Source organism: Eubacterium sp. LMAG:50, assembly GCF_008680265.1.
GTDB classification, from domain to species: domain Bacteria; phylum Bacillota; class Clostridia; order Lachnospirales; family Lachnospiraceae; genus Eubacterium_U; species Eubacterium_U album.
This window is the reverse complement of the sequence record NZ_NALP01000007.1, coordinates 1-24,172: the sequence shown is the minus strand read 5'-3', so window position 1 is coordinate 24,172 and position 24,172 is coordinate 1. Positions and strand designations below refer to the sequence as shown.

General features: G+C 34.1%; 24 protein-coding genes and 1 pseudogene. 24 read left to right on the top strand and 1 reads right to left on the bottom strand.

Translation table 11 applies throughout. The features are described 5' to 3' along the window. The first annotated feature begins 309 nt into the window (after positions 1 to 309). From mgtE to CCC31_RS05380, 3 genes are all read left to right on the top strand, one after another. A complete protein-coding gene (mgtE, locus tag CCC31_RS05390; RefSeq protein ID WP_022088606.1) occupies positions 310 to 1,695 on the top strand; it encodes a magnesium transporter in 1,386 nt (461 codons plus the stop codon). Between the two features lie 287 nt (positions 1,696 to 1,982). Beyond that, positions 1,983 to 2,507 (top strand): peptidylprolyl isomerase, encoded by a 525-nt coding sequence (locus tag CCC31_RS05385; RefSeq protein ID WP_022088605.1) that lies wholly within the window; start codon positions 1,983 to 1,985, stop codon positions 2,505 to 2,507. A gap of 199 nt (positions 2,508 to 2,706) precedes the next feature. Beyond that, entirely contained in the window at positions 2,707 to 2,928 is a 222-nt protein-coding gene (locus CCC31_RS05380; protein ID WP_022088604.1) for a DUF1858 domain-containing protein, read from the top strand. A gap of 157 nt (positions 2,929 to 3,085) precedes the next feature. On the opposite strand, the gene CCC31_RS05375 is transcribed toward CCC31_RS05380, so the two are convergent. Then, entirely contained in the window at positions 3,086 to 3,634 is a 549-nt protein-coding gene (locus CCC31_RS05375) for a DUF6465 family protein (RefSeq protein WP_290850098.1), read from the bottom strand. A 482-nt stretch (positions 3,635 to 4,116) separates the two neighbouring features. On the opposite strand from CCC31_RS05375, the gene CCC31_RS05370 reads away from it, so the two are divergent. The 21 genes and pseudogenes from CCC31_RS05370 to CCC31_RS05270 all read left to right on the top strand — a co-directional run bounded on the left by CCC31_RS05370 (position 4,117) and on the right by CCC31_RS05270 (position 24,138). Continuing rightward, the gene (locus CCC31_RS05370; RefSeq protein ID WP_022088039.1) at positions 4,117 to 4,557 is read left to right on the top strand and encodes an NfeD family protein; all 441 of its coding nucleotides are present in this window, start codon (positions 4,117 to 4,119) and stop codon (positions 4,555 to 4,557) included. A gap of 28 nt (positions 4,558 to 4,585) precedes the next feature. Further along, entirely contained in the window at positions 4,586 to 5,500 is a 915-nt protein-coding gene (locus CCC31_RS05365; RefSeq protein ID WP_022088038.1) for an SPFH domain-containing protein, read from the top strand. 176 nt (positions 5,501 to 5,676) lie between these two features. Beyond that, entirely contained in the window at positions 5,677 to 5,913 is a 237-nt protein-coding gene (locus tag CCC31_RS05360) for a hypothetical protein (protein ID WP_022088037.1), read from the top strand. A gap of 13 nt (positions 5,914 to 5,926) precedes the next feature. Then, positions 5,927 to 6,505 carry a hypothetical protein gene (locus tag CCC31_RS05355; protein ID WP_022088036.1) on the top strand — a complete coding sequence of 193 codons (579 nt, stop codon included), beginning with the start codon at positions 5,927 to 5,929 and terminating at the stop codon, positions 6,503 to 6,505. A gap of 117 nt (positions 6,506 to 6,622) precedes the next feature. Then, positions 6,623 to 7,303 carry a response regulator transcription factor gene (locus CCC31_RS05350; protein ID WP_022088035.1) on the top strand — a complete coding sequence of 227 codons (681 nt, stop codon included), beginning with the start codon at positions 6,623 to 6,625 and terminating at the stop codon, positions 7,301 to 7,303. A 7-nt stretch (positions 7,304 to 7,310) separates the two neighbouring features. Continuing rightward, positions 7,311 to 8,678, top strand: a complete 1,368-nt coding sequence (locus CCC31_RS05345) for a HAMP domain-containing sensor histidine kinase (protein ID WP_022088034.1) — start codon at positions 7,311 to 7,313, stop codon at positions 8,676 to 8,678. Positions 8,679 to 8,864: 186 nt separating this feature from the next. Then, positions 8,865 to 9,191: a DUF6145 family protein gene (locus CCC31_RS05340; protein WP_022088033.1), complete on the top strand. Its 327-nt coding sequence runs from the start codon at positions 8,865 to 8,867 to the stop codon at positions 9,189 to 9,191. Then, positions 9,192 to 9,962, top strand: a complete 771-nt coding sequence (locus CCC31_RS05335) for a type III pantothenate kinase (protein WP_290850092.1) — start codon at positions 9,192 to 9,194, stop codon at positions 9,960 to 9,962. Between the two features lie 9 nt (positions 9,963 to 9,971). Further along, positions 9,972 to 10,928, top strand: a complete 957-nt coding sequence (dusB, locus tag CCC31_RS05330) for a tRNA dihydrouridine synthase DusB (RefSeq protein WP_022088031.1) — start codon at positions 9,972 to 9,974, stop codon at positions 10,926 to 10,928. A 79-nt stretch (positions 10,929 to 11,007) separates the two neighbouring features. Beyond that, positions 11,008 to 11,493, top strand: coding sequence for a transcription elongation factor GreA (gene greA, locus CCC31_RS05325; RefSeq protein ID WP_022088030.1), 486 nt, complete (start codon positions 11,008 to 11,010; stop codon positions 11,491 to 11,493). A gap of 45 nt (positions 11,494 to 11,538) precedes the next feature. Then, complete coding sequence (lysS, locus tag CCC31_RS05320; RefSeq protein ID WP_290850089.1) at positions 11,539 to 13,539, top strand: lysine--tRNA ligase; 2,001 nt, start codon at positions 11,539 to 11,541, stop codon at positions 13,537 to 13,539. A 390-nt stretch (positions 13,540 to 13,929) separates the two neighbouring features. Next, a complete protein-coding gene (locus CCC31_RS12680; protein ID WP_347992912.1) occupies positions 13,930 to 13,998 on the top strand; it encodes a hypothetical protein in 69 nt (22 codons plus the stop codon). 409 nt (positions 13,999 to 14,407) lie between these two features. After that, positions 14,408 to 15,661: an ATP-binding protein gene (locus tag CCC31_RS05315; RefSeq protein ID WP_117910572.1), complete on the top strand. Its 1,254-nt coding sequence runs from the start codon at positions 14,408 to 14,410 to the stop codon at positions 15,659 to 15,661. A 542-nt stretch (positions 15,662 to 16,203) separates the two neighbouring features. Beyond that, positions 16,204 to 16,530, top strand: a pseudogene (locus CCC31_RS05305) (GTP pyrophosphokinase family protein); the annotation flags it as partial. Between the two features lie 35 nt (positions 16,531 to 16,565). Next, on the top strand, positions 16,566 to 18,125 hold the full coding sequence (cls, locus tag CCC31_RS05300; RefSeq protein ID WP_117910573.1) for a cardiolipin synthase: 1,560 nt from the start codon (positions 16,566 to 16,568) through the stop codon (positions 18,123 to 18,125). A gap of 197 nt (positions 18,126 to 18,322) precedes the next feature. Then, positions 18,323 to 19,756 (top strand): phospholipase D family protein, encoded by a 1,434-nt coding sequence (locus CCC31_RS05295; RefSeq protein ID WP_260978474.1) that lies wholly within the window; start codon positions 18,323 to 18,325, stop codon positions 19,754 to 19,756. After that, positions 19,735 to 20,445 (top strand): response regulator transcription factor, encoded by a 711-nt coding sequence (locus tag CCC31_RS05290; RefSeq protein ID WP_260978475.1) that lies wholly within the window; start codon positions 19,735 to 19,737, stop codon positions 20,443 to 20,445. The genes CCC31_RS05295 and CCC31_RS05290 overlap by 22 nt, the downstream gene beginning before the upstream one ends. Further along, complete coding sequence (locus tag CCC31_RS05285; RefSeq protein ID WP_117910575.1) at positions 20,445 to 21,488, top strand: HAMP domain-containing sensor histidine kinase; 1,044 nt, start codon at positions 20,445 to 20,447, stop codon at positions 21,486 to 21,488. The genes CCC31_RS05290 and CCC31_RS05285 overlap by 1 nt, the downstream gene beginning before the upstream one ends. Before the next feature lie 33 nt (positions 21,489 to 21,521). Next, positions 21,522 to 22,586, top strand: a complete 1,065-nt coding sequence (locus CCC31_RS05280; RefSeq protein WP_117910576.1) for an FUSC family protein — start codon at positions 21,522 to 21,524, stop codon at positions 22,584 to 22,586. 354 nt (positions 22,587 to 22,940) lie between these two features. Further along, positions 22,941 to 23,489, top strand: coding sequence for a hypothetical protein (locus CCC31_RS05275; protein ID WP_117908601.1), 549 nt, complete (start codon positions 22,941 to 22,943; stop codon positions 23,487 to 23,489). 244 nt (positions 23,490 to 23,733) lie between these two features. Beyond that, positions 23,734 to 24,138 (top strand): transcriptional repressor, encoded by a 405-nt coding sequence (locus CCC31_RS05270; protein WP_022089624.1) that lies wholly within the window; start codon positions 23,734 to 23,736, stop codon positions 24,136 to 24,138. Positions 24,139 to 24,172: the final 34 nt, after the last annotated feature.

Genomic DNA, 24,172 nt, shown 5'->3' with positions numbered 1-24,172 from the left:
TTAAAGAAATTAAAAGAATTTGTCAATTTAACGTGTTAGTGCATTAAAATTATATAAAAATATTTAGTAAATTTTGAAGAAAATTATTGTAAAATAGGGGAGTGTAAAGCCTTTCTTAGTTGAAATGAACAAACAATTGTTGTAGAATTAAGTGGCGTGTAAATACTAAAAATGAATAAAAAAGAAAAGTACTAAATTTTGATATTCATAATCTTATATTAATAAGAAATACAGATAGCAAAATTAAATTTTCCATACTTAATTTCAGTATTAAATTTAATAATATATAGAATAGAAAGGAGGAGCATCATGTTAGACGAGTTAGATGAATTAGTGAAAAAAGTAATTGAACTAATTGAAGATAAGAAATATGTACTAGTAAAAAAAGAGTTTGCTGACATGAATGAGGCGGATATAGCTGAAGTATTAGAAGAACTTCAGGAAGAACTGCCAACACAGGAATTTATAAGGGTATTCCGATTGCTCCCCAAAGATATAGCGGCAGATGTATTTGCTCATCTTCCTGTAGAAATTGAGCAGTATATAATTAATTCCCTTACAGATAAAGAAACAACAAACATTATTGAAAACATGTTTGCTGATGATGCTGCCGATTTGATGGAAGAAATGCCGGCGAGTGTTGTAAGAAGAATTTTGGCATTGGCTTCGGATGAAACACGAAATGATATAAATCATTTGTTAAAATATCCGGAAGATTCTGCCGGTAGTATTATGACAGTCGAATTTGCTGACTTGAAGGAAAACATTACTGTAAAGCAGGCGTTAGAAAGAATTAGAAAAATAGGAATTGATAAGGAGACAATCAATACCTGTTACGTACTTGATTTGCAAAGGCATTTGGTAGGATCGGTAACACTTAGAACTTTGCTTCTTGGCAATCCTGATGCTATTGTAAGCGATATAATGGATGAAAATGTGATTACTGTAAGTACGTTAGATGATCAGGAAACTGTAGCCAGACAATTCCAAAAATATGACTTTATGGCAATGCCTGTAGTAGATAGTGAAAACAGACTCGTTGGTATTATTACAGTCGATGATATTTTGGAAATTATTGAAGAAGAGGCAACAGAAGATATGGAAAAGATGGCAGCTATTTTACCATCTGACAAGTCATATTTTAGAACGGGAATATTTGAAACATTTAAATCAAGAATTCCATGGCTTCTTATATTAATGATATCAGCTACAATTACAGGTACAATAATAGACAGTTTTGAAGCAAAACTTGCAGGAATTACAGGATTAGTTGCTTTTATACCTATGTTAATGGATACCGGTGGAAACTCAGGTGGACAGGCATCAGTTACAATTATTCGTGCGATTTCACTTAATGAAGTGGAATTTAAAGACATTTTCAGGGTAATATGGAAAGAAATAAGAGTTGCAGTTTTGTGTGGCTTAACATTAGCGGTAGTTAATTTTATAAGAGTTTTAATTATGAATGCTTTAGGAACAGGAATTACTCACGAAGCTATAATGGTAAATATTACTGTGTGTATTACACTGTGTATTACGGTAATGTGTGCTAAGTTAGTTGGATGTATGCTTCCAATATTAGCAAATCAGTTGGGATTTGATCCGGCAGTAATGGCTAGTCCGTTTATTACAACAATCGTGGATGCTATTTCACTTGTATTATTCTTAAAGATTGCAACATTTATGTTAATGTGATAAAGTTTTGTATTGAAAAACCAAAGAGAGATACAAATACTTGTATCTCTCTCGGGTAAATTTATTCTAATAAAAAAAGGGAGGAGAATCGACTCCTTAGCCGATTCACGAATATGCCTGATGCATATTCAAAATTATGAAAAAATATGAAAAAACGAGTAACAAAATCAGTAACAACTGTTTTTGTTTACAATATATATACTAAAGTTAAATCGTGAAAAAATGATGTTTTCAATGTGAAAGTATATTTAATTTAGTATGAACAAAATATGAACGGAGGAAAAGCAATGGCAGAAAAGAATCCAATAGTAACAATCGAGATGGAGAACGGAGATATAATGAAAGCTGAATTATATCCTGAAGTTGCGCCTAATACAGTAAATAATTTTATCAGCCTTGTAAAAAAAGGCTTCTATGATGGAATAATTTTTCATAGAGTAATTGAAGGATTTATGATTCAGGGTGGAGATCCTGAAGGAACAGGAATGGGTGGCCCGGGATACAGTATTCAGGGTGAATTCAATTATAATGGTTTTGCAAATGACCTTAAGCATACACCGGGAGTGTTATCTATGGCTAGAGCAATGGATCCGGATAGTGCAGGATCACAGTTCTTTATTATGCATGAAGCCGCACCACATTTGGATGGACAGTATGCTGCATTTGGAAAAATCATCGAAGGAATGGATGTTGTTGATGCAATAGCAACAACAAAGACAGGTGCGATGGACAGACCTGTTAATGAACAGAAGATGAAAAAGGTCACAGTTGAGACATTTGGTGTTGAATACGACGAACCTGAAACATACTAATATTAATTTAGTGAATTATAAAAATGTAATGGTTATATACTAAAAATAGAATTGAATTTAGTTAAATATCATTTAATATATCAATTATATATGGAAAGTATTGAATTATAAAAGAGTTAATATTACAATTGGTTTGTCAGAAAGACCTTGGAGAGGGTCTTTAAAAACTACTACTGTATAGATAGAAGGAGAACTTATCATGGCACAGATTACAAAGAATATGATTATCGGCGATATTTTAAAAATTAATATGGGAGTAGTTCCTATTTTATTAAATGAAGGAATGCATTGTATAGGATGTCCTGCATCTCAGGGAGAATCATTAGAAGAAGCTTGCATGGTACATGGCATTGATGCTGATGCGCTTACAGTAAAGTTAAATGAATTTCTTGCAAATGTAGAAAATGAAGAAAATAAATAATATTGTATTAAAAATCTAATGAAGACAGCAATGTTATATATTTCTTATGAAACAATATATTAAAATTAAGATTGTTTTAAATTAACAAATAAAAAGCAATTGCACCAATGTATTAAACGTGGTGCAATTGCTTTTTATAATATATGTAATTGTTTAATTATAATGTAATAAAACCTGTAGCTTTGTCGATAACATAGTAAGCACGATTATCTTCAGGTTTGATATAAAGTTCAACAGATGTAACTGTTTTCTTTCCTGTTTTGGCTGTGTAATCAGCTTTAGCAGCTTCCTTTAATGCTTCAACATCAAATTCTTTTCCATAGAACTGAACTAATACTTTTTCAACTTTTTTAGCGGCAGCTTTTTTAGTTGTAGTCTTTTTAGCAGCTTCCTTCTTAGGTTCAGCTTTAACAGCTTCTTTTTTTACTGGAGTAACTTTAGCAGCTTCCTTCTTAGGTTCAGCTTTAACAGCTTCTTTCTTTACTTCAGTAACTTTAGCAGTTTCCTTCTTAGGTTCAGCTTTAACAGCTTCTTTCTTTACTTCAGTAGCTTTAGCAGCTTCCTTCTTAGGTTCAGCTTTAACAGCTCCTTTTTTTACTGGAGTAACTTTAACAGTTTCCTTTTTTGTGTCCTTAACTTCAGCTTTTGTATCAATTTTTTTTGCAGTTTCTTTTGCAACAGTTTTTGTAGCTTTTGATGTTGCCATAATGAAATCCTCCTTTTTGTAAGGTCGATTAATAAAAGCCCACCAATATTGTAAGTAAATCAACCTATATAAATAAAATTTTCTATAATATTCCGAAGATAATAATAACGCGGGCAAAAAAAAATTGCAATAAATGGAAAACAAATTTGGCAATACACACAAATAATAAGTCGTAATTTAAAAAAATGTATCAAATATACCAATAAAAAAGTGCCTTAAATATAGTAAATAATTGTTAATTACAGTCTGATGTTTCATACAATTATGAATTAATAAACATATAAAATAGAGGAAAACCGGTATAAATAATGTTGATATTGAACCCTAGGACAAATGCCTATTAAGGCTATTCACTTTGAAAAATTGTTTTTCATATTTGCAAAATCAGGTAATTAAATGTATTCAAAGTAACATAATATTTATTGTAAAAAGATATATATGTATGATAGAATAATATAGAAAAATGCAGAAAGGAGCGAAATATGGATTATGTTGTAGTATGGCTGGCTCTGTTTGTTATACTTGCAGTTTCAGAGTTAATAACAATGGGATTAACAAGTATATGGTTTGCTGTAGGAGCACTGGCCGCATGCTTAGTTTCGGCATTGGGGGCAAATTTGATTGTGCAGGCAATAGTTTTTGTTGTTGTGTCAATCTTAATATTATTATTTATTCGCCCATTTGCAGTAAATTATATTAACAAAGATCCTGAAAAAACAAATGTTGAGTCCATGGAAGGAAAGGTTGGAGAAGTGACGGCTGATATAAACAACGTACTTGCAACCGGAACTGTAAAGATTGATGGAATGGACTGGACAGCAAGAACTGATAATGGAGAAATCATAGAAGCCGGAGAATATGTAAAAGTATTAAGGGTTGAGGGTGTCAAAGTTATTGTCGAAAAAACGGAACTAAATAATTGAGCATGAAGTAAGATTGAGGAGGAGTAAAATGCCATTATTAATTGTAGTAGTAGTATTAGCGTTGATTTTAGTATCAACATGCGTAAAGATTGTACCACAGGCACATGCCTATGTTATTGAAAGACTTGGAGGATATAAATGCACATGGTCTGTAGGTCTTCATTTTAAAGTGCCATTTTTAGATATGGTAGCAAGAAAAGTTAACTTGAAGGAACAGGTTGTTGATTTCGCACCTCAGCCGGTTATTACAAAGGATAACGTAACAATGAGAATTGATACAGTTGTATTTTTCCAGATTACAGATCCTAAACTTTTCTGCTATGGTGTAGAAAGTCCTATTATGGCTATTGAAAATTTAACAGCAACAACTCTTAGAAATATTATTGGTGATTTGGAATTAGATGAAACACTTACATCCAGAGAAATTATTAATGCTAAGATGAGACAGTCTTTAGATGAAGCAACAGATCCATGGGGAATTAAAGTTAACAGAGTGGAACTTAAGAACATCATTCCACCAACAGCAATTCAGGATGCGATGGAAAAGCAGATGAAGGCTGAACGTGAACGTAGAGAAGCAATCTTAATTGCAGAAGGTGAAAAGAAGTCAGCTATTCTTAGAGCAGAAGGAAAGAAAGAATCAGCAGTACTTGAAGCAGAGGCAGAAAAACAGGCAGCAATCTTAAAGGCTGACGCTGAAAAACAGAAAAGAATTCTTGAAGCAGAAGGTGAAGCACAGGCAATTCTTAAAGTACAGAATGCAACTGCAGAAGGTATCAAATTAATAAAAGAAGCAGGAGCAGACCAGTCAGTACTTACATTAAAGAGCTTAGAAGCATTTGCTGCGGCAGCAGACGGTCAGGCAACAAAGATTATAATCCCATCTGACATTCAGGGACTCGCAGGCTCAGTAAAAGCAATAACAGAAGTAATAAAAGACTAATAATAAAAAAAGACAGGTTCTTAAGAAAGCTTGCTTTCAGAGAGAACCTGTCCCTTTTTTTGAGGATACTACGAATGCCACAAAAATTACCGCAAAATTGCCACATCAGTATAATTGAATAAGTGAATATGAAACTTTATAATAAACAAAGGCAGACGAATGATTAGAGGGGAAAAATGGATAAGATAATAAAAAAGACAATCATAGGAGTTATGTTATGCGTTGCCTGCATAACAATATGTGCATGCAATGGAAAAGAAAAAATAAAAGAGACAACTGCTGTAAATGATAATACATATATAGAAGAAACAACAAATCAAGAAGTAAGTACAAATAATGAAGAAAGTACACAGGACGCTTTAGATGAAGCGATTAAGCAGTTAGAAGAATTAAATGATATTTTAAAGGATTAAAAGGAAGGGTAAAATGAAAAGAATAGCACAGACATTTTTTATAACAATGACAATAATTATGATTTATAGCATGAGTGCATTTGCGGCAGTAGATTATAATGTTATGACAAATGAAGAATTAGATGTAATTATAGAAGACAATAATTCTATTATTGATACTAAAAGTGTAAAACTTACAGAAATAAACAATAAATGCATAGAATTAATAAAAAAGAATACAAAACCAACAGAAGAATTTAAAATAAAAATAAATGAATATACTGAAAATTTGAAAATATATACTGAAAGAATACGTGCACAGAAGGAAGTGTGCCAGAAGAAAAGCTTAAAGATGGAAAATGCAAAATTAAATAATAAGAAGAAAAGTTATATAAAAAAACAACAGATAAAATATATAAAGAGTCAGAACAAGCTTTCATCTATTTTGAGAAAAGCTACAAAAGAATCAAATGAAATGAAAAAATATATTAGAAGCAGTCAAAAAGTAACAGAAAGCAAGGTTATTACTACAACAGACAGAAGATTAAATTGCGATAACCGAAAAATACAGATAGCATCGTTAGAATTAGAATCTGTAGTTTCAGAAAATTAAAGATAACCGTAAATAGGAGGAAACAAAATGAACAAAGTTCATTTTTTATAAATGTTTCCGACGAATAGCCGCTGACCGAAGGGCGGGGGCATTACATATTTTATAAGAGGGATAAAAATGAGCGAATTAATTTATATAGCTGATGATGAAAAGAATATACGTGAGTTAGTAAAATGTTTCTTAGAAAATCAGGGATATGAAGTTGAGACATTTTCTAATGGAGATGATTTATTTAAAAGATATAAAGAAAAAAATGCTGATATGATAATTTTAGATGTTATTATGCCGGGAACAGATGGTGTGGAAATATGCAGGCAGATAAGACAAATAGCAAATGTTCCAATAATCATTTTATCAGCAAAAGATAGCGAAGAGGATAGGATAAAAGGAATAAGTGTTGGCGGGGATGATTATCTGACAAAGCCGTTTTCACCAATAGAACTTGTGGCGAGAGTTCAGGCATTATTTAGAAGAATTTCGATGGATAAGGTAGAAAAAGTAGAAAAGGTTACATTTGGAAATATAAAAATTGATGTGACTAAGAAGCAGGCATATGTAGATGATGAGGAAATTGCTCTTACACCACTGGAATTCGACTTCCTTAAATATCTTATACAAAAGAATAATCAGGCAATTTCTAGAGAAGAATTGCTTAAAGAAGTGTGGAAAATCGCATATGATATTGATACAAGAGCTACAGATGATACAGTAAAGAGGCTTAGAAGAAAAATAGCAGACAGCAATGTAGAAATAAAAACAGTATGGGGATATGGATTTAAAATGGCATTAAAAAAGTAGGTGTAAAATGAGAACGATATATAAACAATTATTGTCATCAATGCTTGCAATTTCAGTTGCAGTACCTATTATAATCTTAGTTATTTTTAATGTTGTAATGACTAATAATATACAGACCACGGCTAAAAAGGAATTATCAAGCACAATGACAACGATGGAAAAACTTGTGCAAACATCGTATGAAGAAGGGGACTCATCAGAACTCCTTACTAATTTAGTTGCAGCTCTTACTTCCACAAAATTATCAGGAAACACTAATTTTTATATTTTGAGAAATGAAAATATAAGTTTTAAGAGTGATAGTGGGTTTGAAATAAATGATGGTCAGATAATAAAAATTTCAAAATCAAAAAAAGATATCCACAGAGAAAAAATTAATAATTATCAGTGCTACATTTCAGTTGTATCTTTAGACAATTACGAGGGTGTTAAAAATGCATCAATGGTATTTGTAACGAATACGAGGACTGGGACGGACAATCTTGTAAATTCTAATGTAATATTAATGATTATTATACTTATTTGCATGATAGTAAGTGTTGTATTTTCCGTAAAATTGTCAAAAAGTATTAGCAATCAGATTATGAAAGCCTGTGCTTACGCAAATGAAGTAGGAAATGGAATATTTACAAATAAAATTGAAGGACAGTCAAATAAAGAAATAGAAGATTTGTATAAGAGCCTTAATCATATGGCTGCAAAATTAAAAGCAAATGACGAAAATCAAAAGAGTTTTTATCAGAATATTTCTCACGAGTTTAGAAATCCACTTATGTCAATACAAGGTTATGCAGAAGGTATTGAAAGTGGAATATTAAGCGATAATGTAGGGGCGGCATCAGTCATCAGACAGGAAAGTATAAAACTAAATAAGATGGTGGCTGAACTTCTTACATTATCCAAATTTGATAGTAAGATGTATAATGTTTCCATTGAGAAATTTAATGCAAGAGAGATTATGTTAGATGCTTTGCAGAGAATAAAAGGAATTGCATTAAAAGAAGAAATCGATATTGATATGGAAATAGATAAACAGATGAGCATAAATATTGACGAAGATTTGTTCCATAATGTTATTTTAAACATTACATCAAATTGTATTAGATATGCAAAAAAACAGGTTTTTATCAGAGGATATGTAATGGAAGGTAAAAACGTAATTGAAATATACGATGATGGAGATGGAACAATTGAAAAGAACATTCCTCATTTGTTTGAAAGATTCTATAAAGGAGAAAAAGGAAACTTCGGATTAGGTCTTGCAATAGCAAAAGAAGCAATGGAAAACATGAATGGAAATATAACTGCAATACCAAATGGAGAAAGCAAAATTCCGGGAAATTATAAAATTAAATTTTTGCTATGTTTTAGCTAATATTTGTCAAATTAATTTGGTTAAGGCAAATTGAATATTAAAAAATGCCAAAATGGGAAAAGAGTTGTATTAATAATTAACAGATATTTACTCTACTTTATTAACATTAGTAAGTTTTTCTTGACAAATTCTGTATTTTGCGTAAAGTTAAAAAAGACGAAATGACAAAGAACGGAGAAAAACAGAATGTTTAATGAAAAAATGGTTTTGTGTGCGTCTAATGCATATGAAAAAAAGTATTATTTAAACGATCAATTTTCTAATCTTCCGGAGCGTGTAAAACAGGAATTGCAGATTATGTGTGTGCTGTTTACAGAAGAAGTAGGTGGAATTCTTATTTTGCAATATGAAGAAGATGGAACATTACAGATTGTCACAGAGGCAGATGAGGGAGACCTTTTATATGATGATATAGGATGCGGATTAAAGGTTAAGCAGATGCAGCTTGATAAGAGAGAACTTTTAGAATCACTGGAAATGTACTATAAAGTATTTGTTTTAGGAGAGGAATAAATGTTAATTACAGTTGACGCCGGTAATACTAATATCACACTTGGTGTATTTAAAGAAAAAAAAGTTTATGCTACATTTAGAATGACAACTCAGATGGCAAGAACATCAGATGAATATGGAGTATTAATTGCAGAAATGCTTGGACGAAAAGGTATTTCACCTAAAGATATTGAAGCAGTAATAATATCATCGGTTGTACCTAAGATTATGTACTCATTAACAAATGGAATTTACAAATATATTGGATTACATCCTATTGTTATTGAGGCAGGCACAAAGACGGGAATAAAGATTCAGCGTGCAAATCCTAGGGAAGTTGGAACAGATAGAATCGTAGATGCAGTAGGTGCATATGAATTGTATGGTGGACCATGTATTGTAATTGATTTTGGAACAGCTACAACATATGATTTAATTACAAAAGATGGAACATTTGCAGCAGGAGTTACATCTCCGGGTATCAGAATTTGCGCAAAGGCATTATGGAATGATACTGCAAAGCTTCCTGAAATTGAAATTAAAAAGCCTGAATCAATACTTGGAAAAGATACAATTACGAGTATGCAGGCGGGTATAGTTTATGGCTATATCGGACAGACAGAGTACATCATAGATAATATGAAAAAGGAAAGCGGACTTCTCGACGCAAAAGTTGTTGCAACAGGTGGTCTTGGAAGAATTATTTATGAAAATACGGATAGAATAGATATTTATGATAAGGAACTCACTCTTCAGGGAATGAGAATTATTTACGAAAAAAATAAAAAGTAAAGGTGCTTAATGAAGATAGGAAATATTGAAATTGAAAATTGTTTGGCACTTGGACCAATGGCAGGAGTAACAGACCTGCCATTTCGCTTGTTGTGTAAAGAGATGGGGTGCAACATGCTTTACACGGAAATGGTTAGTGCAAAGGCAATTCTATATAAAAACAAGAATACCAAAGAATTATTGAATATAGATAAAAATGAACATCCTGTAGGAGTTCAGTTATTTGGCTCTGACCCTGATATAATGGCACAGATTGCAGCACAGGTTGAAGAAGGAGAGTGCGATTTTATCGACATAAATATGGGATGCCCGGTTCCTAAAATTGTAAATAACGGCGAAGGTTCAGCATTGTTAAAACAGCCAAAATTAGTAGAAGAAATTCTTACAAAAATGGTTAAGGCCGTAAATAAACCTGTCACTGTAAAGATACGAAAAGGCTTTGAAAATGGAACGGTTTATGCTGTTGAAATTGCAAAGATTGCAGAAAGCTGTGGTGTATCGGCTATAGCAGTTCATGGAAGAACGAGAGAACAATACTATAGTGGCAAGGCAGATTGGGATGTAATAAAAGATGTAAAAAAAGCAGTAAAGATTCCCGTAATTGGAAATGGAGATATTTTTTCAGCTGAGGATGCAAAGGCAATGAAAGAATATACCGGATGTGACGGATTAATGGTTGCAAGAGGTGCAAGAGGAAATCCATGGATATTTAGAGAAATTAAAGAATATCTTGAAAATGGGAATGTTATAGACAAACCGACAATAAATGATATAAGAGAAATGATTATAAGACATGCTAAAATGCTTGTTAATTATAAAGGTGAGTATACAGGTATTAGAGAAATGCGAAAACATATAGCATGGTATACGGCAGGTTTGCCACATTCAGCAGAACTTAGACGTATGTGTAACCAGATTGAAACTATGGAAAATTTGGTAGAGACGGTTAACGCGAAACTGCAATAAACATTGACATTAATGCCGTGTTAGGCTATTATTAATTGTAAAACTTTAAATATAAAAATTTGATCGGAGGATTAAAAAAATGGCAGAAACAAAGAAGAACGTACTTACAAAAGCCGGACTTGATAGATTGGAAAAAGAATTAGAAGATTTAAAGGTAAATAGACGTAGAGAAGTCGCTCAGAAAATTAAGGAAGCAAGAGAACAGGGCGATTTATCAGAAAACGCTGAATATGATGCTGCAAAAGATGAGCAGAGAGATATTGAAGCAAGAATAGATGAAATCGAAAAAATTCTTAAAAATGTTGAAGTAGTTGCGGATGAGGACGTTGATATTAATAAAATCAGTGTTGGATGTCATGTAAAAATCTACGATTATGAATTTGATGAAGAATTAGAATTTAGCATTGTAGGTTCTACAGAAGCAAACAGTCTTCAGCAGAAACTTTCAAATGAATCTCCATTAGGAATGGCATTACTTGGTCATGAAGTAGGTGATGATGTACTTGTTGAATTAGCAGATGGAGAAGCTAAATATAAAGTATTAGAGATTAAGAAGGTACTTTAATTTTAATAAAAATTCACAAAAAGATATAGATATAAAGGAGTAACAATGGGACAGCAGAATAACCAGAATCAGCAGCAGGATATTAATCAGCTTTTAAAGGTAAGACGTGAAAAATTAGCTGATTTGCAGGAAAAGGGAAAGGATCCTTTTCAGATTACAAAATATGAAGTAACATATCATAGCCAGGAAATTAAAGATAATTTTGACAAGTTAGAATGTGGACATGATGAAGAAGGAAAATTAATCAGAGAAGACTCTAAATTAGTTTCAATTGCCGGACGTATTATGTTAAAACGTGTAATGGGTAAGGCTTCATTCTGTAACGTTCAGGATAGAGATGGTAACATTCAGGTTTATGTTGCAAGAAATGATATAAGCAAAGAAGAACCATGGGAAGAATATAAGGATTTCAAGAAAATGGATATCGGTGATATCGTTGGAGTTAAAGGTTATCCATTTAAGACTAAGACAGGTGAAATGAGTATTCATGCAACAGAAGTTACTCTTCTTACAAAGAGTCTTCAGATTCTTCCTGAAAAGCATCATGGTCTTACAAATACAGATATGAGATACCGTCAGAGATATCTTGATTTAATTATGAATCAGGAATCAAAGGAAACTTTCATTAAGCGTTCAAAGATTATTAAGGAAATCAGAAACTTCCTTGATGCAAAAGACTTTATGGAAGTCGAGACACCTATGCTTGTACACAACGCAGGTGGTGCAGCAGCAAGACCATTTGAAACACATTACAATTCATTAGATGAAGATGTTAAACTTCGTATTTCTCTTGAATTATACCTTAAGAGACTTATCGTTGGTGGTTTAGAAAGAGTATACGAAATCGGTAGAGTATTTCGTAACGAAGGTGTAGATACAAGACATAATCCTGAATTTACACTTATGGAATTATATCAGGCATATACAGATTACTATGGTATGATGGACCTTACAGAAGAAATGTTCAGATACCTTGCAGAAAAAGTTGTTGGAAGTACAAAGTTTGCTTACAACGGAATTGAAATCGATTTTGGTAAGCCATTTGAAAGAATCACAATGGTTGATTGCATTAAGAAATACACAGGCATTGATTTTGATACAGTTGCTACAGATGAAGAAGCTAAGGCTTTAGCAAAAGAACACAATATTGAATTTGAAGAAAGACATGGAAAGGGTGAAATCATTAACCTCTTCTTTGAAGAATTCTGTGAAAAGAACCTTATCCAGCCTACATTTGTTATGGATCATCCAATTGCAATTTCTCCACTTACTAAGAAAAAACCGGAAGATCCTACTAAGGTAGAACGTTTTGAGTTATTCATTAATACATGGGAAATGTGTAACGCATACTCAGAACTTAATGACCCAATTGATCAGAGAGAAAGATTTAAACTTCAGGATGCAGCTGCTGACGCAGGTGATGAAGAAGCTAACCATACAGATGAAGACTTCTTGTATGCACTTGAAGTAGGTATGCCTCCAACAGGTGGTATAGGTTATGGAATAGACAGACTTTGTATGTTATTAACTGATTCACAGGCTATTAGAGATGTATTGTTATTCCCGACAATGAAAAGTTTAGACAGCCCTGTTAAGGAAAATAAGGCAGTTAAGAGTGACGAAGCAGAAAATTGCGACCAGAATGCGACTGTTGAAGAAAAGATTGATTTTTCAAATGTAAAGATTGAACCTTTATTTGAAGAAGAAGTTGATTTTGAAATATTTAGCAAGTCAGACTTTAGAGCAGTTAAGGTTAAAGAGTGTGTTGCAGTACCAAAGAGCAAAAAACTTTTACAGTTTACACTTGATGATGGCACAGGCGTAGATAGAACAATCCTTTCTGGTATTCATGCATATTATGAACCAGAAGAATTAGTTGGAAAGACACTTATTGCTATTACAAACCTTCCACCTAGAGCAATGATGGGAATTGAATCTTGTGGTATGTTACTTTCAGCAGTAAACAACCTTAAAGATTCAGAGGATGAAGAACTTCATCTTCTTATGGTTGATAACCATATTCCAGCAGGTGCAAAGCTCTATTAAGATGATGTAAAGATGTACCGTTTTACTGAATAGACGGGACGTACTTCATTTGATAAAAAACTAAAAAAACAGCGATTTACATCAAACTTACATCAATTGATGCAGAAATCGGTGCAAGCAAGAAAAAATCGCATAATTAGTGCAATGAGTGGGCAATTCCAATCGGAGTTGCCCATTTTTAAAACAAACAGAAATACAAATCGGAAGTTGTGGAGAGATTTCCTGAACTTTCCTTATTTTTCAAGGCTTACAGCCTCTTAGATAGTGAAATGATATGTATTTTCCCTTATTTTTGCCCTTATGCGGAATCCCGTTTTGCTTTTCTTGTTGGGTGAGCGTAAATATTCATTGTGGTACTGACATCATAGTGTCCTAACAGTTCCTGTACTGGTGCATGTGATTTATATTGGAATTCGATGCTATGTGAAAGACTGGATGGAAGAACGGGGATATTATTAAGAAAAGACGGACGGCCATCAAAAACAAGGCTGTCCGTTTTATGGATGAAAAGGAATTACATTAAAATATTGTTTTTAACATTTCAGCAAAATCTTCAATGTAGTATCCTGAATTATCCTTTCGCCAGAAGGCACAGTATGTTTTTCTGACAGACTCACCATTTCTGACGAGAGGAACTCGCTCAATGGTTGAATCAAACCATCTTCTTTTTGTTGTTTACCTATAATAACGATTGGAGTAGTCGATTATAGACACTGCAATCAAAAAAATCCGAAAATATATTTATCAACATTACATAAAAGTGTGTAGATGCACATAAAATGGGAATATATATTGAAATTCACGTCGTTCTGTGATAGAATCTCATTACTAAAAAGTGTGCAGATGCACGGAAAGGGGGAGCGTAACGATGGAGATTAAAAGAGACGCTTACCTACAGCAGCTGACCCTGCGAAAAGATAATGGAATGATAAAGGTGATTACCGGCATTCGTAGATGTGGCAAATCCTTTTTGCTGTTTACCATCTTTAAGAGATACTTACTGGAGAACGGCGTTGATGTTGATCATATTATTGAGATTGCATTGGACGGTATTGAAAATGAGGAACTAAGAGATCCTAAGGTGTGTTTCAAGTACATCAAAGATGCCATGAAAGACGATGGCAAATACTATCTGCTTCTTGATGAAGTGCAGTTTATGTCACAATTTGAGGAAGTGCTGAACAGCCTGCTCCGCATGAGCAATATTGATGTGTATGTCACCGGAAGTAATTCCAAGTTCCTGTCCAGCGACATTGTGACCGAATTCCGTGGCAGAGGTGATGAGATTAGAATCTACCCTCTCTCCTTTGCAGAGTTTTATTCTGTCTATGACGGCGATTATGATGATGCATGGGATGACTACATGATCTACGGAGGATTGCCGCAGATCGTAAGTTTCCAGAGCGAACGACAGAAAGCGGACTATCTGAAGAACATCTTTGCAAATGTCTATCTGAAGGATGTTATTGAAAGAAATAAGATTCAGAACGTGGATGAGATTGGGAATCTGGTTGATGTGCTTGCATCTGCAATCGGCGCACCGACCAACCCTTCAAAGATTGCCAATACCTTTGCCAGTGAGCGCCAGATGACTTATGCTAATAAAACCATCTCCAAGCATATCGACTATTTGACAGATGCCTTTTTGATTTCCAAGGCAAGCCGATACGATATTAAGGGCAGAAAGTATATCGGTGCAAATCTGAAATACTACTTTACGGATCTGGGACTGAGAAATGCACGTCTGAATTTCAGACAGCAGGAGCCTACTCATATCATGGAGAACATTGTTTATAACGAGCTGTTGATCCGTGGCTACAATGTTGATGTGGGTGTCGTGGATATCTTCGATAAGGATAAAGAGGGCAAACGTGTTCGCAAGCAGTTGGAGGTTGACTTTGTGGTGAATCAAGGAAACCAGAGATACTATATCCAGGTTGCATATGACATGACTTCGGAAGAAAAACAGACGCAGGAGTTCAATTCTCTGCGTAATATCCCGGACTCTTTCAAGAAGATCGTCATTGTAAATGGCAGCAAAAAGCCTTGGAGAAATGATGAAGGTTTTGTCATCATGGGAATGAAGTATTTCTTGCTGAATGCGAATAGTCTGGAATTTTAAGTCGATTTGAGTTGTTGCTGTGGTGTTGTTCTATTTCAAAAAAGAGTGAAATGATATAAATAAGGCCAGCCGATGTGGTAGCATTTATGTGGGAGTACATGAAAGTACCGGAGGATTCAAGAGAAAAAGTTAAGAATCTGTTTAAAGATGCAAATGAAAATGGAGTAAAAATAAGTCATTAGGCACCAACACTGTATGATGTTGTTCCGAAAGAAGAAATTGCTGAATTTGAAGAGCTTATGCGCAAAACCATAGCTGACATTGTATCAGAAGCCAGTAGCGTTGCCTGTTGGGTGTATGCGCAGAAATATGTGAAGCACAAAACCCTAAACGAAATGCTGCAAGAATTGCCAGACGTAAGTCAATTCATCCTAGCTATGGATACCTGGTTTGAAAAACTGATGGAGAAATAATCTGGGAAAATAGTTTAAAGTTTACATGTTATGATCATGTATGAAGTTGGAACAAAATAAAAGAATTGTGCTCTACTATTGTTCAAGAAAAAAACTCATTGACATATTTCAATCTATTTAGGAGGATAACAGGATGATATTAAAGTTATTGAAATAAAAGATTATATAAAAAATCCAAAATCGAATGGTTATCGAAGCTATCATATGATTGTTGAAATACCAGTATTTTTTGCTAAGGGTAAAACACCTATGCGTGTAGAATTACAGATTCGAACCAAGGGTATGGATTTCTGGGCAACATTGGAACATCAACTTCGCTATAAAAAAGGAATTGAAGAAATGCCTGGCTATGATGAGATAAGTGAAGAATTACTTCATTCTGCAAGAGCTATCATTGAAGCAGATAATGAAATGCAGAGAATAAAAGACAAAATTGGTATGTTACACGAAATTTAGGGAGAAAACTGAGCAAGTAGGAAGGTGGAATATATATGAAACAAGATACTTTAGAGGGCAAAGCAAAAACAAAAAATGGGGTAAAACGGCTGTGTTTTTCCATAATCTGCATTCTTCTGGAAGTGATTTTTATTATTACTATCGTAACACGCTTGAATGAATATGCAGAAATCATAAATTTATTTACAAGGATTTTGAGTGGGATCTTGGTTTTGGGATTGTACGCATCAAATAAGACATCCTCTATGAAAATGCCTTGGGTCATCTTAATTCTAATTTTCCCAATTATGGGTGTAGGCCTGTATTTGTTGATTGGTTTGAATGGTGGCACACATAAAATGCGTGCGCGATATGCAGAAATTGATAGCAAATTGTTACCAATGCTTCCGGACAGTCAGGAGTGTTTGAGCAGAATAAAAGAAACAATTCCGAAAGCAGGAAATATAGCAAGTTACATACAAAGAAATTCGCAGTATCCAATCTATCAGAATACGGATATTGTATATTTTGATGAAGCAGTGAAAGGATTAGAGGCACAGCTTAAGGATTTGGAGAAAGCACAGAAGTTTATCTTTATGGAATATCATGCGATAGAAGACGCTGAAGCATGGCATAAGATTCAAGATGTTCTGGAAGAGCGAGTAAAAGCAGGTGTGAAAGTTAGAGTATTCTACGATGATATGGGTTCTATAGGCTTTATTAACACAGATTTTGTGAAAAAGATGGAGGCAATAGGAATTCATTGCCGTGTATTCAATCCGTTTGTGCCAGGTTTAAATCTGTTTTTGAATAATCGTGATCATAGAAAAATAACAGTTATTGATGGAAAAGTCGGATTTACAGGTGGATATAATCTAGCAAACGAATATTTTAATTACACACACCCGTATGGACAGTGGAAAGATACAGGTATTCGTTTAGAAGGAGATGCTGTTCAGTCGCTTACGGTGACATTTTTGGAAATGTGGAATGCAGTAAGTGATAAGGATGCTAATGATTCTGATTTTAGTAAATACCTTTTCCACTATGATTATGCGGCACAGCAAACTGGGTTTGTTCAACCTTATGCAGACAGCCCTATGGATAATGAGCAAGTAGGAGAAGAAGTTTATATCAGTATGATAAATAAAGCTGAAAAATATTGTTGGTTTATGACTCCATATCTAATCATAACAGATGAAATGACGCATGCGTTATGTCTGGCTGCTAAGCGAGGGGTAGACGTAAGAATTATCACACCTGGTATCCCTGATAAAAAATTCATTTATAATATAACTCGTTCTTTTTATCATGGATTGGTTAAACATGGTGTTCGTGTTTATGAGTGGACTCCTGGTTTCTGTCATGCAAAAATGAGTGTGGCAGATGACTGTATGGCAACTTGTGGAACAATTAATCTGGATTATCGAAGTTTATATCACCATTTTGAAAACGGCTGTTTTATGGCAGATTGTCAGGCAGTTGTGGAAATAAAAAATGATCTGATAAGAACGATGGGAGAATGTCGTGATGTGACAGACCAATATCAAACCGGACGAAGTGCATATTTGCGACTGGGACAATTATTTATGAGATTATTTGCTGGATTGCTATAAGAATCTGATGAAACGACCTTTCAAAAAACAGTTGATTTAGAAGTTAACTGTTTTTGAAAGGCCGTTTTTGCTATATCTAACAGTCTGTTGTACAAAGAAGATTTTGCATTGATGAAAAAACAAACCTTGTTGAGGTTAAATTGAGATTGACTTTGTATTGTATAAGTATGAAATAAAAAGGAATTAGGTGATGTACAATGAAAAAGTATAAAATATGTAAAATCCTTCTTGTTATACTGGCAATTTTTTTATGTGTGGCTTTTTATGAATTGCTCGGAATCTGCATTGCATATAAAAAGCAGCCGGAAGTGTCCAATACAACCAAAAAAGAAACAAAAAATGGTTCGTGGAACGAATGCAGTGAAAATACGGAACGTGCAGTGATCATAGAAAAGAATCCAGAAGCGCTTTTACAAAGAGTGCGTTTGATCCAGAATGCAAAAGAGGAAATTATTCTTTCTACTTTTGCATTTAAATCCGATGAAAGTGGAAAATTAATCTTAGGAGCACTGCATGATGCGGCAGACAGAGGTGTGCATATTCGTCTGTTAGTAGATGGAATGGAGAGCTGGATTGATATGGAAGGGAATCCGTATTTCTATGGATTATCTTCCCATGAGAATGTTGAAATTAAACTGTATAATAAAGCCAACCCGTTGAAACCATGGAAAATGATGGGTAGAATGCATGATAAATATTTGATTGCAGATGGTAAGACATATATTCTTGGCGGAAGAAATACATATAATTATTTCCTGGGGGATTTTCCGGGACATAAGAACTATGACAGAGACGTGTTGGTTGTTTGCAATGAACCTGAGAAAGAAAATTCAGTTAACCAGTTGTTAGATTATTTTGAAACTATATGGGATCAGGAAGACAGTGGTTATTTTCATAACAATAAAAAACTGGCAAATAGAAAATCTGTAAAGAACGCAGTTTTAGAGCTGCAGAACGGCTATCAGAAATATTTTGAAGAGAATAAGGAAAGAATCTGCGATACCGATTATACGGACGAAACTTTTGAGACAGAAAAGATTGCATTAGTGTCAAATCCTATTCACACAGGTTCCAAAGAACCAGTAGTGTGGTATCAGTTGGGAGAATTGATGAAAAATGCAAAAAATCGTGTGAAGATCCACACGCCATATATTATCTGTAATGATATGATGTATAATACATGGGAGGAGATTGCAGAGAACGTTTCAGATTTTTCTATCATGACAAATTCAGTTGCGAATAATGGGAATCCATTTGGGGCTGCCGATTATGCGAAAAACAGAAATAGAATCTTAAGTACAGGAATTAATATCTGGGAATATGAAGGCGGTTATTCATACCACGGAAAAAGTATTTTGATTGACGATGATCTGTCTGTAATCGGTTCCTTTAATATGGACATGAGAAGTGCATATCTGGATACGGAACTGATGCTTGTAATTCGCAGTAAAGATATTAATAAACAGTTGGAAGAGGGCATGATGGAATATGAAAGAGTGTCCCGCCAGGTATTGGAAGATGGAACCTATCGTGATCCATATCATGTAGAGCCAATCGAATTAACAAAGAAACGTCAGAGAAAAATATTTTTGGTACAGCATCTGCTTGGATGGGCAAGGTATCTGTTTTAATAAGGAGGAAGGAAAACGTGTTTCAAATATTGATTGTAGAAGATGATAAAGAATTAAGCCATCTATTCCAAAAAGTGCTTGAGAAGAATGGATATCAGGTCAAAAGTGCATCGGATGGAGCACTGGCATTAGAAATATTGGATAAAGAGTATATTGATCTGATCATTTCCGATATTATGATGCCGGTTATGGATGGTTATGAACTGGTGTCGGAACTCCGTTCAGCAGGGTATCAGATACCGGTACTTATGATCACTGCGAAAGGTTCCTTTGATGATATGCGCCAGGGATTTCTTTCGGGAAGTGACGATTATATGGTAAAACCGGTAAATGTGAATGAAATGGTTTTAAGAGTTGGAGCACTGCTTCGCCGTGCACAGATACTGAATGAACACAAAATTGTGATCGGTTCAACAGAGTTTGATTATGATGCAATGACGGTTACAACTGATAAGGAAAGTCTTGTTTTGCCTAAAAAAGAATTCCTGCTTTTATATAAGCTTGCAGCTTCGCCAGGCAGAACATTTACAAAACAACAGTTGATGGATGAAGTATGGGGATACGAGACGGAGGCAGACCCACATACGATAGAGGTACATATAGGAAGAATAAGAGAGCGTTTTAAAGATAACCCTGATTTTGAAATCGTAACAATGCGTGGAATTGGATACAAGGTGGTGAAAAAATAATGGAACAAAAGAAAGAAAAAGGATTGCGGATCCGATCCTGTCTGACTGGTGCAATCTGGCTGGCACTTGTATTTTCAACAGTCATATCTGCTTTATTATTTGCTTTTTTGAATCATTTTTTTAATCTGCCGGGCAGCATACCTGTGCTTGGCTGGCTTTTGATTTTCAATACATTGATTGCAGGACTGATCACTTCCTTTATTAATGCAAAGTTACTGGAACCAATTACCAGACTTAGTAAAGCAATGAAGGAAGTTTCTCAGGGAGATTTTGAACAGCATTTGGAAACGAACAGCCGTATAGCAGAAGTTGGAGAATCTTATCAAAGTTTTAACGTTATGACAAAAGAACTTCGTGCAACAGAGGTGTTGCAGATGGATTTTGTATCTGATGTTTCTCATGAGTTTAAGACCCCGATTAATGCCATTGAAGGATATACAATGCTGCTTCAGGGAGAAGAACTGTCTCCGGATCAAGAGGAATATGTAGAAAAAATCTTATTTAACACCCAAAGACTTTCCGGATTGGTTGGTAATATTTTGCTGTTATCCAAGTTAGAGAATCAGAATATACCAATGAAAAAAACAGAATATCGTCTGGATGAACAGATCCGCCAGGCATTTCTTTCATTGGAAACAAAATGGACAGAAAAAGAAATTGGTTTTCAGGTAGAATTGGAGGAAGTTAAATATACTGGGAATGAAGGACTTTTTATGCATATCTGGATAAATCTTTTGGATAATGCGATTAAGTTCAGCCCTTCAAAGGGGACAATTACGATGTTTCTGAAACAAGAACAGGATTCTGTTAAGTTCATTCTGGAAGATGAAGGACCAGGAATAGAGGATGATGTAAAATCCAGAATATTTGACAAGTTCTATCAGGTAGATGGATCTCATAAAGCAGAAGGAAATGGCCTAGGTCTTGCACTTGTAAAACGGATTGTAGATAGTGCCGGAGGAACAATCAAAGCAGAAAACCGTGAATATGGTGGATGCAGATTTGTTATAGAGCTGCCAAAGCAGAAAGATGAGATTATATAGTTTTAAGATAAATTAGAAGATGGGAGGATTTATATGACATTTTATCAGGAGTTGCAGTTAAATCAGGCAGGTTCTAAAAACCTGTTGAAAAAGAGTGAAACACTAAAAGAAAAATTATATCATATGTGGGTATATCTGGTGAAGATAGCTGTTACAATGGCATTTTGTTTTTTCTTTGTTAGTATTTTCAGCATCCTATTTGGAAAGGAGAACAGCATTGTAGGTGTAGTAGTCTTATTATGTCTCATGGTGTTTAGAAATGCGGATCTGGGGATCCACATCGGACAATCTACGATGCTTTTGGCTTTGTTCTTTGTAATTATGACTGTATGTCCGCATTTAGCAAATCAGTTTTCACCGGTATTGGGAATGCTGTTAAATATTGCGGCACTGGCTGTGTTGATTCTGTTCGGATGTCATAATCCATTCATGTTTAATCAATCTACATTGGTTCTTGGGTATCTACTGCTATATGGTTATGATGTTACGGGAAAAAGCTATCAGATGCGATTAGTCGGAATGGCTTTAGGTGCAGCACTTACCTGCTTCGTATTTTATCGAAATCATAAAAACAGAACCTATAAAAGAAATCTGAAAGATCTGATACAAGAATTTGATATCATTTCTTCCAGAACAAAATGGCAGATATGTCAGATTTTATGCGTACCGATAGTCCTTTGCATTGCAGAACTTTGTAATATGCCACGTGCAATGTGGGCTGGTATTGCGGCCATGTCCACGATTTTGCCGTTTATGGAAGATATGCACTACAGAGTCCGTAAAAGGATTGTCGGAAATATTGCAGGTGTTATATGTTTTACAGTATTATATTTTCTGCTTCCTTCGTCAATCTATGCATATATAGGAATTCTTGGTGGAATCGGTGTAGGATTTTCAGCACAATATGGCTGGCAGGCAGTATTTAACACATTTGGTGCTTTAGCCATTGCTGCAGAGACTTATGGACTACAAGGAGCGGTTAGTCTTAGAGTGATTCAAAATGTTTTTGGTGTTGTGTTTGCTTTAGCATTTTGTGTTATATTTTATTGGTTTATGTCTAAAAAAAACGGTTCATGCGGGACTCAATGTACGCTTTAATGAAGAAAAACAGATTACTTCTGATAACGAAATTCAAAAGTGGGCGAAACAGATTGTAAAATAGTACTCTTAGCGGAACTAATCAGGTGATAGGTAACATTTACTTCAGGATCAGTTAAGGGAATCCGTTTGTGTTATACTGTTTTATAGATTTTTCTTGCCCTTGTATTTGCCCTTATCAGAGTTCATAAACACTGATGGGACGATATAACACAAGGGAAAAAATAAGGGAAAGCTCACCTGCGACAAATCCAGTGCTTTCAAGGGTTTGCGGAGAATTTAATAACAAAATATAACAGTTATTAAATCTCTTAAAACAGGTGAAATCTCAATCGGAATTTGGAGGTAAAAAGCATGATGAAGCTCGATAATTTTATTAATATGATGACGGGACACTTTAATAACAAAGAGCAGTTTGATAATATGCAGAGAGAAGGGAAAACATATCCTTATGCAGAACACATTAATACAATCTGTAATGAGAAAATTTTAAACCTTCCTAAAGATTTTAATGGTAAATTTGTTGTTGAAGAAAGCTACTATGAGACAAATGGTAAACGCCATGCTTCCCCACATCTTTTCCTTATTACAGAGAAAGAAGACGGAATTGTGTTGTATTCTTATGAAATACCAGAAGGAGAAGATAAAAGTACGTTTTCATATGATTCTATGAAAAATGCTGACTACACTGAATTGAAAAAATCTGAAAAATTCACTCCGGCGCTCTATCATGAGAAAGATGGAATCTGGGAAGGAGGCAGTACAAGCCAGTTTTCACCGATAATGACATTTAAGCTTTGGGAAAAGTTTTCTGATAGTTGTCTGGAGGTATCTGAAAGCATGGAAGTTAATGGAAAGAAAACTTTTGGATATGATGAACCAATTATCTATAAGCGAGTATAATCCAAGAATGAAATATTGCGATAAATTCCAGTTTGTAGAATTCAAAAATTTAATATGAAATATGAGATAGAGCGTATGGAAATTAACTATACGTTCTATTTTTTGCCTTTTTTGAAAAAGTGATTAAAAAACTATTGACATTTTGTTACTGAAACAAAATAGTAATCATTCCTAATTTACATTGACATACTAACATGAAATATATATAATCCTTATTAAGAACAATTCCTAATAAGGAGAAATTATGAAAGTAAGAAGAAATACAATCCAAAAAGATTTAGTTTTAAGGGCTGTAAATGAAATGAAAAGACATGCAACTACAGAAGAAGTGTATGAATTCATTAAAAAAGAGCATCCGACAATTGGAAAAGGAACTGTTTATAGAAATTTAGGAATTTTAGTTGAAGAAGGAAAAATTAGAAAGGTTGAAGTTCCTGACGGACCGGATCGTTTTGATTTTACACTAAAGGATCATTATCATGTTAGATGTATTAAATGTGGTGATGTTTCTGATGTTGATATGGATGAGGTTAAAGATTTAACTGAGAAAATTAATAATGTTCATGGAATAAAGTTTCTGAGCCATGATATATTTTTTAAAGGAATTTGTTCGTTATGTTTAGAGAAAGAGGAGGATTGCGAGGAATAATTAAATACTATATAAATTAAGCTGTGAATTTTTT

Bases quoted from the DNA above. Each gene is read 5' to 3' on its own strand.
- mgtE (WP_022088606.1), top strand. From the start codon at position 310: ATGTTAGACGAGTTAGATGAATTAGTGAAAAAAGTAATTGAACTAATT.
- CCC31_RS05385 (WP_022088605.1), top strand. From the start codon at position 1,983: ATGGCAGAAAAGAATCCAATAGTAACAATCGAGATGGAGAACGGAGAT.
- CCC31_RS05380 (WP_022088604.1), top strand. From the start codon at position 2,707: ATGGCACAGATTACAAAGAATATGATTATCGGCGATATTTTAAAAATT.
- CCC31_RS05375 (WP_290850098.1), bottom strand. From the start codon at position 3,634: ATGGCAACATCAAAAGCTACAAAAACTGTTGCAAAAGAAACTGCAAAA.
- CCC31_RS05370 (WP_022088039.1), top strand. From the start codon at position 4,117: ATGGATTATGTTGTAGTATGGCTGGCTCTGTTTGTTATACTTGCAGTT.
- CCC31_RS05365 (WP_022088038.1), top strand. From the start codon at position 4,586: ATGCCATTATTAATTGTAGTAGTAGTATTAGCGTTGATTTTAGTATCA.
- CCC31_RS05360 (WP_022088037.1), top strand. From the start codon at position 5,677: ATGGATAAGATAATAAAAAAGACAATCATAGGAGTTATGTTATGCGTT.
- CCC31_RS05355 (WP_022088036.1), top strand. From the start codon at position 5,927: ATGAAAAGAATAGCACAGACATTTTTTATAACAATGACAATAATTATG.
- CCC31_RS05350 (WP_022088035.1), top strand. From the start codon at position 6,623: ATGAGCGAATTAATTTATATAGCTGATGATGAAAAGAATATACGTGAG.
- CCC31_RS05345 (WP_022088034.1), top strand. From the start codon at position 7,311: ATGAGAACGATATATAAACAATTATTGTCATCAATGCTTGCAATTTCA.
- CCC31_RS05340 (WP_022088033.1), top strand. From the start codon at position 8,865: ATGTTTAATGAAAAAATGGTTTTGTGTGCGTCTAATGCATATGAAAAA.
- CCC31_RS05335 (WP_290850092.1), top strand. From the start codon at position 9,192: ATGTTAATTACAGTTGACGCCGGTAATACTAATATCACACTTGGTGTA.
- dusB (WP_022088031.1), top strand. From the start codon at position 9,972: ATGAAGATAGGAAATATTGAAATTGAAAATTGTTTGGCACTTGGACCA.
- greA (WP_022088030.1), top strand. From the start codon at position 11,008: ATGGCAGAAACAAAGAAGAACGTACTTACAAAAGCCGGACTTGATAGA.
- lysS (WP_290850089.1), top strand. From the start codon at position 11,539: ATGGGACAGCAGAATAACCAGAATCAGCAGCAGGATATTAATCAGCTT.
- CCC31_RS05315 (WP_117910572.1), top strand. From the start codon at position 14,408: ATGGAGATTAAAAGAGACGCTTACCTACAGCAGCTGACCCTGCGAAAA.
- cls (WP_117910573.1), top strand. From the start codon at position 16,566: ATGAAACAAGATACTTTAGAGGGCAAAGCAAAAACAAAAAATGGGGTA.
- CCC31_RS05295 (WP_260978474.1), top strand. From the start codon at position 18,323: ATGAAAAAGTATAAAATATGTAAAATCCTTCTTGTTATACTGGCAATT.
- CCC31_RS05290 (WP_260978475.1), top strand. From the start codon at position 19,735: ATGGGCAAGGTATCTGTTTTAATAAGGAGGAAGGAAAACGTGTTTCAA.
- CCC31_RS05285 (WP_117910575.1), top strand. From the start codon at position 20,445: ATGGAACAAAAGAAAGAAAAAGGATTGCGGATCCGATCCTGTCTGACT.
- CCC31_RS05280 (WP_117910576.1), top strand. From the start codon at position 21,522: ATGACATTTTATCAGGAGTTGCAGTTAAATCAGGCAGGTTCTAAAAAC.
- CCC31_RS05275 (WP_117908601.1), top strand. From the start codon at position 22,941: ATGATGAAGCTCGATAATTTTATTAATATGATGACGGGACACTTTAAT.
- CCC31_RS05270 (WP_022089624.1), top strand. From the start codon at position 23,734: ATGAAAGTAAGAAGAAATACAATCCAAAAAGATTTAGTTTTAAGGGCT.